This window comes from Candidatus Binatus sp., assembly GCF_036567905.1.
Taxonomy (GTDB): domain Bacteria; phylum Desulfobacterota; class Binatia; order Binatales; family Binataceae; genus Binatus.
Map to the genome: position 1 here is coordinate 20,180 of NZ_DATCTO010000052.1, position 8,556 is coordinate 28,735.

Here is an 8,556-nt window from a genome sequence, read left to right on the forward strand (position 1 = left end):
TGCCGTGACCACCTCATGTCAAGGAAAGAACCAGCAGGACTGTCAAGCCCGCGACAATGCCCGCCAGCTACGCGACGCAGCGGACTACCAAGATGAGCCCGCCTTGGGATACCTGCAGTCGCCGCCGGGATTGCTGCCAGTACCTCTCACCTCACGGAATACTTCCTCGAATTAATTGGAAGAACGGGCGCGTTGCACTCCGCCCGGCCGCTCTTCTCGAAAATGAGGCGGGCCCGGACTTCCAGGCCAGCGGCGACCACGCTCGGAGTCGAGCGGACGACGCTAATTCGGTTGATGAAGGGTCTCAGTCTTTAGGTCGGACTCCCGCACGAAAACAAACAGGCCCCGGACCGGCGCGTAGGCACGCCGGGTCCGAGGCCCCCTGGGAGAGGCTATTGGATTGCCTGCTGATCGATGAAATCAGTTGGCTCGGAATCATCATCCGCCACTAGCGGAGAGCGTGTGGAGGATCGAGATCATTGCCGGTCCAACGATTACCGCGATCATCGCGGGCAATACGAAGATGACCAGCGGGAACAGAATCTTAATCGATGCCTTCTGCGCGGATTCCTCGGCACGTATTCGGCGATGCTGTCGCAATGCGTCCGAACTGGCACGCAACGCGGGTGCGATCTGCGCGCCAAGTTGTTCGCTCTGAACCAAGGTTGCGGCGAGCGGCTTGATATCATCAACCGCAGTCCGCTCGGCCAGCCCGCGCAATGCTTGTCCGAGCGACGCACCCGCGGAAATATCGGAAGCGACCAGATTCAACTCGGTGCCGATTTCCTGCCCATGACGTTCGCATTCCGTGCCGACGATTCGAATTGCCTCGAACAGCCCCATGCCTGCTTCGACGCATACCACCAGCAGATCGAGCACGTCCGAGAGCTGCTTTGAGATGTTTTCCTGGCGCGTCCGCGCGCGGCGTCCCAAGTAGTAGGAGGGCACGAAAATTCCGATCCCGACGCCGCCGATTCCGAACAGCAGTGGCTGAGCCGCCGAGACATGAAGAACGAGTCCGACCACCAGGCCCAATACGCCGCCGCCAATCGCCAGCAGCACGCGGGTGACCCGATAGGTCTGCGCCGCGCTGGACCTCAGAAATCCCGCCTGGGCCAGAGTCTGCTGGAGCTTCTCCCCGGCGGGAGTATCCATGTTCGGTGGCGGGACGCGCTTGTAGGCCCATCGGAAAAGCATGCGGAGCAGGTTGTCGTCCTGAAGGTCACCTTCGAACGCGCCCTGCGAAGCCCGCATCCTGACCGCCAAATCCGCGAATCGTTCATCCACCGCCCGGCTCTGCGGCGAAAAGGCGAGGTACAAGGCCACGCACGCCCCGCCAGCCAGGAGAAAGACTGCTATGCCAACTATGAATGGACTCATATTAGTAATTCACCCGCAGTAGTCGCCTGATCGTCAGGAGGGCGAGAACGTCCGCGACGGCCGCAAATTTCAGAATCTTCTGACCGGCCGGGTCATGGAACAATCGATCGGCGTAACCCGGCTGAATCAAGCTGAACAAGCAGAGCACCACGATCGGCAGGGAGCCGACGACCATGCCGCCGAAACGCGATTGCGCGGTCAGCGCTTTGATCTGCAAACGCAAGCGCTGGCGGATTCGCACGATTTCGGACAGACGTCCGACAATCTGAGCCAGGCTCGAGCCGACCTCCGATTGCACGCGCACCGCGACGACCAGGAGCTGGAGGTCTTCCTCCGGAACTCGCTTGAGCATGTCTTCGAGCGCGCGCGGCAGCGGCAGCCCGATCCGGTTCTGCTCGAGCACGGTGCGGAATTCGGCCCCCAGCGGATCGGCGAACTCGCCAACCAGAACTTGCAGCGCGCGCTGCAGCGAATGCCCCGCCTCGAGCGACGATTTGATCAGGTCAAGCGCGAACGGCAGCTGGTTGCCAAAGGCCGCCAGGCGCCGCTTCTTGCGGAATTGGATGTAGGCCAGCGGCAGGCAGGCCATCACCAGCCCGCTACCCAGCGCGAACCACATGCCGTGGAACAGGATATTGCCGCCGAACAATCCCGCGCCGAACAACAGCACCATGATCAATAGGATGTCGGCGAGCCTCATGTACAAGCCCGCCTGCCACATCATCTCTTCGAGGCTGCGCAGCAGGTTCAGTTCGTACAGCACGCCCAGCAGCGGTCCCTGTTCGGGCCGGCGCCTGCGCATGACATCGATTTCCAGATCGTCGGGGGGAGGGGTCAGCCGTCGTGCCACCTCGCGCTGTTGCTCGGCTTCGCTGCCGCGACGGCTGGTGAAGACCAGCACGCCCACGAAGACGAGCGCGAATATGCCGCCTGCCATCAAAAAATCCATAGTATTTATCCGATTGTGCTGCGGAAGGCCTTAACGTCGAGTTTGTAGCCCGCGGCCTCCAGCCGCTGCGAGTAGGTTGACCGGATCCCGGTGGTGACAAACTGGCCGAGCACTTCGCCACTCGGCCCGATTCCCGTGCGCTTGAATTCGAACAGATCCTGCATCATCACCATCTCACCCTCCATCCCGCTGATCTCGGAAATGCGCATCAGTTTGCGCGAGCCGTCGGATAGCCGCGATACATGAACGATGATGTTGAGCGCCGACGCGATTTGCTGGCGCATTGCGCGTTGCGGAATCGACACTCCCGACAGCAGCATCATCATCTCCAGACGGCCCAGGCTGTCGCGGGGAGTGTTGGCGTGGATGGTGGCGATTGAGCCGTCATGGCCGGTCGACATCGCTTGCAACATGTCGAACACTTCGTCGCCGCGGACCTCGCCGACGATTATGCGGTCCGGCCGCATACGCAAGCAGTTCCTGACCAGGTCGCGCTGGGTGATTTCACCCTTGCCTTCGACGTTGGGCGGCCGGGTTTCGAGCCTGACCACATGCGGCTGCTGCAGGCTCAATTCGGCCGAGTCTTCAATCGTCACAATTCGCTCGTCGGCCGGGACGAACAGCGACATGCAGTTAAGCAGCGTCGTTTTGCCCGAGCCGGTGCCGCCGCAAATCAGGACGTTGAGCCGCGCGCGCACGATGGTGCGCAGAAACTCGACGATCTCAGGCACCATTGTCTTCTTCCCGACCAGGTCGTCGATGTTGTAGCGCCTGCGGCCGAATCGGCGAATCGACAGCGCCGGGCCGTCGAGCGCCAGCGGCGGAATGATCGCGTTGATACGCGAACCGTCGGGCAGCCGCGCGTCAACCATCGGCGACGCTTCGTCAACCCGGCGCCCGACCTGCGAGACGATTCGATCGATGATCAACATCAGGTGCTGATCGTCCTGGAACTTGACCTCGGTGGCGTGAAGCTTGCCGGCTTTTTCGACGTAAACCTGGTTGTGCCCGTTGACCAGGATGTCGGTGATTTCATCATCCCACAAAAGCGGCTCCAACGGCCCGAGTCCCAGCAGCTCGTTCTTGATCTCCTCGATCAGGCTGGTCTTGTCGACGTCGGTGAGCAGGCGCCCCTCGTCGTCCAGAATGGCGGAGATTGCCGTGGTGACTTTCTGCGCCGCGAGGGCCGGCTCGAGGCTTTCAAGCCGCGTAACGTCGAGCATCTCGAACAGCCGGTTGTGAACCGCAAGCTTGAGCTGCTGAAAACCCTCGGCCTGCACGTCTTTGACGGGCCCCTTTTTATTGCCCATCAGCGAGCGCTGAAACGGAACCGGGGTTGTGTTGTTCTGCTGGGAAATTCTCTCAACCAGTTTCATTCGGGTACCTCAGGTGCGCGCGCCGATAACATTCAACAGGCGCGAAACCAATGAACTTGGGGAACTGCCGTCGGTGGTTTCGCTGCCTACCTCGAGTCGGCGCGCCAGGTCCTCGACGCTCTTGGCCAGCGGCGAGTTCGGCGCCACCTGCCACAAATCCTGTGCGCTCAGCTGCACGCGCTCGAGAACTTTTTCATCGCGCGGAATCCGAGTGTGAATCGGCTGCGCCAGCGTATGGCTGAGCTGGTCTTCACTGATCGGATGACCCGGCACGAAACGGCTCAGAATGAAGCTGGGTTCGACCCCCGGCAGCCCCAGCCGCCCCACCAGATCGACGAATCGCCACGCGCACCGTGCCGCGCCGATCGACTGGTCGAGTACGTAGAACAGATGACGCGAGCGCTCCCAGGCGGCGACCGAGTTTGCGTCGATGTGCGTGCCGCAATCCACGATCACAAAGTCGAACAGCTGGCGCATCAGGTCGAGGATCGCACCGACCGTCGCGTCACTGACCAACTCACTGTCCTCGATCCGCTTGGGCGCCGCGAGCAGGTAGATTCCCGACGCATGCTTGCTCAGCGCTGATTCGAGTTGAATCGAATCGAGCTTTCGCGTCCCCTCGGCGAGCGCCATGATCGTGCGCTCGGGTTCGAGATTGAGGAACACCGACAACCCGCCGGTCTGCAGGTCGAGATCTATTACCGCAACCCGCTTTTCGAACGCGTAGCGCAGTGCCAGGGCGAGGTTCGCCGCCAGGCTCGTCACTCCAGTGCCGCCTATCAGGCTCACCAGCGAAACGATCGTACCGCCGCCGTTGTTAACGTTGTGAACTTCTTCGCGCCGGCGGGTCTCGCTTATCTTGAACAGCGCCCGGGTCGCGTCTCCGGAATCCAGTGGCAGGAACAGAAGCTCATCGGCTCCGGCCCTCAGCACCCGCTTCATCAGGTCCGGGGAACGATCGTGCAGCAGCGCAAAAAGAGCCGGGCGGGGTTCCTGCCCCGCCTGCGCGTTCAGATAACTCAGAGAGAGTTCGTTGTCGCCGTTGAACACCACCATCGTGACGTCGATGGTGGCGTCGGGAGCGGCGTCCGGGTCCGGTTCGAGTTCCAGGATGTCCAGCACCGGGTCGCCCAAGGCGGCGAGGGCCTCCCGCACTTCTGCGCGATGCTCCCCGCCTCCGCCAACTAATTGGACTCTCAGCCCACCATTGCGTCCGTCACTTTTTTTACCGAGCGCTGACACTATACATTCTCCCTGGTTCAGCTATGTCGTGTCATATCATGCACTAAATACTCGGTTATGTCTTGTCAGCCCCCCAGCTAGAATCTCGGGCGCGATGCGTCAGGCTGCGCCAGACGACGGGTCTCGATCTGCTCACGCGTCAGCTCAGGCACCGAAGTCGGGTTGTAAACCGAGGCGCCATCGGGCAGCGGACGCACGATTTGCGGGGTTACGCTCATGACCAGGTCCGTTTCGCTGTTGTTATAGCTGGTGACGCGGAACAGTCCGCCGACATACGGGATGTCACCGAGGTACGGGACCTTTTGAACCTGGGTCGTCTTTTGATTCAGGATGAGGCCCGCGATAATCAGCGTCTGATTGTCCTTGAGCTGTACCATTGTTTCCGCGCGCCGAGTCACGAATGCCGGTATGGTGAAGCCGAACATCGCCACGCCTTGGGCGTAATTGGGCTGCGATACTTCAGGCTTCACCAGCAGCTCGATGTCATTGCGGCCGACGACGGTCGGAACGAATTCAACCGAGGTACCGAACTGCTTGAAGACGATTGAGGTGTTCAGCGCCTGGGCGATGACGATTGGAATTTCGCCACCCGACAGGAACTTTGCCTCTTCACCGGAATTAGCCAGCAACTGCGGCTGCGCGAGCAGCTTCGCGAGGTTGTGCTGCTCGAGATACTGGAACATTCCCTGCAACTGGTAGTCCTTGTTCCCCAGCGCCAAGCCATAAGTCAGCGACGACGACAGCAGCATTCCGATAAGCGATCCACCCGACGGCAGGCTGTTAGGGGAATTAAAAACCGCTCCACTGGGAGAAGCGAAGCTCGTCTCGGCGGAAAACGGAGTCGCTACCGGGCCTGGCAATCCTACCAGCGAAAATCCCTGATGCATGAGCGCGAGCGACAGGTTGGTGCCCTGGTTCTCGATGGCGGAGCGGTCCAGTTCCGCCACCATCGTGCTGAGCAACACCTGCTGCTTGCCGTTGGGATCGATTCGCACCGGGCGTTCGAGGTACTGGCCTTGTTGGTCCCAGATCGCCAGAGTCGTGAAGCCCGGTTTATGGCCTATCAGGTTGACCTGGAACGGATTGATCACCTGGATATCGGCGACGCTAGTGTCGGCGATCGATACGCGGCGCAGCCGGGTCGTAAAGTCGATAATTCTCGACGAGCCCGTCTGCAGCTGCACTCCATCTTCGGGCAGATAATGGCGTCCGCCTGAAATCGCACCCGATTCCAATACGCCGCCATTTAGACTGACCGACGGGTCGCTCCGATACCGCTCGTTCGACAGTGCCGCCGAAGCCGTCTGACTGGAAGGCGCCGGAGCGGGCCGAGCGTACGAAGCAGCTGGAACCGACGGAGCGAAATTGAAGGTCGACGTATTAACACGAGCCGGCGCGGTTGCCGCGGCGGGCGCTGCCGTCACCGGCGCAGGTGCGCTTGGCGATGCGGCTGCGACTGTTTCCGAGCTGGCCATGGGCGGGGCGGTTCCTGCCGATGAGGATGAAGCCGAGGAAGATGACGAAGGCGGATTCACCGGGCCTGCGCCCGTATCGAGCGTCGCGACTGCTGGAGCCGCGCTGCCCGAGGTCTTGCCGGAGCCCACAATTGGTCCCGGGCTGGTGCCGGGATGATTGATGTCGAAGGCGCTGCCGACCGATTTGACCGTAACGTCATACTTGACTTGGTCGCCATTGGCCATCTTGACCTGAATGTTCCATTCACCTGCTTCCGCGCCCAGCAGGACGACCTTGCCCGGCTCCTCGTTATGCACGACCAGCGCGTGTGGATTCGTGACCACCTTCACGGTCGGAACATCGCCGGGGCTGACGTTGTTGATTACGTAGCTCTCGCCCGCATTCAGCGCGATCGACATTCCTGTGCCGGCGCTATCGGCGGCAAGCAGCCGGCCGGGCTGAAGCATGAGCATGCTGATAGCTGCAACCAACCACGCAAGCAGTCCATATCCTCGTCGAGCTTTCATCTTCTTCACCTCGCCTTCTCCACCGCGTGCTTATGGTATGTCGATCGTTTTGGGCGTCGGCACGTGATCCGCCGTCGCATTGATGGGCGCCCTGGCCGACGCAATGTCGCTGTTCACGGGCGCCGCCACGAGGTCGTGATGATCGGATTCAGGAGCGCTCGACACCGGCATTGAGGATTCCGCAGCGGCGCCTGGGTCGGCGTCGCCGTTATCAAATTGCGCCGCCCCCTTGCGCGTATGACCCGCCGAGTTCTTGGTACCGTCGCTGTTCGCCGCCGCTTCATTGACAAACGAGACTGACTCGGACGACTTGCCGTTGCGAAGAATCTCGATCTCGACCGGCTTGGCCCGGCGCCGCGGCGCCGCGATCTCATGATGAGTCTCCTCAGGCTTCACCGCCATCGCCGGAACATCGGGCGTCAGGCTGTAGGCGCGCAGCATCTGAGCAACGTCGGTGCCGGTGGTCAGAACGATTTTGTTATCATTGTAATTGCGCATCGCCAGACGCAGCGATCCCGAGTGACTCGCCAGCGCCACGCGCTCGGCCTCCTGCGGCGTGACCAGCAGCGTGACGACCTTCACCACCGTCGGTTTGTCGTTCTGTAGCTCGACTTCCTGCGCTACGGCGAGCACTTCCACGTTCTGCAGAACTACTTTCGAGAACGCCTTTCCAGAAGTGCCTTCGCCCGCCGAGGTCGAGACCAGCACGTCCACCCGGCTATGCGGCAGTACGAAACCCGCGACATCGCTGACTTCATCCACCGGGACCGACACGGCGCGCATCCCAAACGGAATCAACAGCGGCATTATGCCCGCCGTCTTGTCCCCGGTGAACAGTTTGGAGCGAACCACCGGCTCGTTGGCTACCAGCCCGCTCTTCACATAGCTGCCGATGACCTGTTTGGGATCGGTGTACGCGCCATCCGGGATACTGTCAGCCGACCAGCGCGCCATCTTTGTTTCGCCCAGCTCGATTTTTGTGCCGAGCGGAAGATCGTACGCCGCGACCACCACCTGTACGTTATGCGCCATCGCCTGCTGTACTTGGGCTTCTCTCGACTTCAAGGCGGAGTACACCATTACCGAAGCCAGCATCGCCGCCAGCCCCGCCAGTAAGACCAATACCATCGGTCGCCTCATATCGCCTCTCCCCTCCGGCCGCTTCGTGCCTGACCGGCCATCTTCAAATAGTTGAACATACAAATCATTATTTTATTCTTTCATGCCAATTGAGTACTGGTCAGGATGGTGGGGAAAGTAACTACTAAATGTAGATGCGAGCCGGGAATAGTCTCAGGTTTGGTGCAGATGGCCAGAACAATGCTATTACGGCGTGTAATTGAATCTACCGCCACGACAGGCTCCCCCAAAGTAGCCGCGGGTCGCTGACTAGCCGAGCGGACCCACATGCTTGACTAACGTCGAGACGATATTACCCGCATTCTGAATTAGAGCAATACATACCGCGGCGATCGCTGCGAGTATCATTGCGTGCTCGGTCACAAGTCCGACCACGCGCACTTACCTATTGTCCGGTAAGCTCTTTTCTGTCGGCTCATTGACTTCCCCTCCCAGGGTTGTCGTCTTTTCTGGAGTCGTCTCTCTCGGCGGGGCTCCGTTGGAGCCC

At 60.8% G+C, this 8,556-nt stretch carries 6 protein-coding genes; all 6 read right to left on the reverse strand.

The genetic code is table 11. The features are described from left to right. Positions 1–438: 438 nt before the first annotated feature. Positions 439–1,287 (reverse strand): type II secretion system F family protein, encoded by an 849-nt coding sequence (locus VIO10_RS08515; protein ID WP_331962303.1) that lies wholly within the window; start codon positions 1,285–1,287, stop codon positions 439–441. 94 nt (positions 1,288–1,381) lie between these two features. Next, the gene (locus tag VIO10_RS08520; protein ID WP_331962306.1) at positions 1,382–2,317 is read right to left on the reverse strand and encodes a type II secretion system F family protein; all 936 of its coding nucleotides are present in this window, start codon (positions 2,315–2,317) and stop codon (positions 1,382–1,384) included. A 17-nt stretch (positions 2,318–2,334) separates the two neighbouring features. Then, positions 2,335–3,705: a TadA family conjugal transfer-associated ATPase gene (locus tag VIO10_RS08525; RefSeq protein WP_331962309.1), complete on the reverse strand. Its 1,371-nt coding sequence runs from the start codon at positions 3,703–3,705 to the stop codon at positions 2,335–2,337. A 9-nt stretch (positions 3,706–3,714) separates the two neighbouring features. Then, a complete protein-coding gene (locus VIO10_RS08530) occupies positions 3,715–4,860 on the reverse strand; it encodes an AAA family ATPase (protein WP_331962313.1) in 1,146 nt (381 codons plus the stop codon). Positions 4,861–5,024: 164 nt separating this feature from the next. Next, positions 5,025–6,929 carry a type II and III secretion system protein family protein gene (locus VIO10_RS08535; RefSeq protein ID WP_331962316.1) on the reverse strand — a complete coding sequence of 635 codons (1,905 nt, stop codon included), beginning with the start codon at positions 6,927–6,929 and terminating at the stop codon, positions 5,025–5,027. A 30-nt stretch (positions 6,930–6,959) separates the two neighbouring features. Then, on the reverse strand, positions 6,960–8,057 hold the full coding sequence (cpaB, locus tag VIO10_RS08540) for a Flp pilus assembly protein CpaB (RefSeq protein ID WP_331962319.1): 1,098 nt from the start codon (positions 8,055–8,057) through the stop codon (positions 6,960–6,962). Between the last annotated feature and the right edge of the window lie 499 nt (positions 8,058–8,556).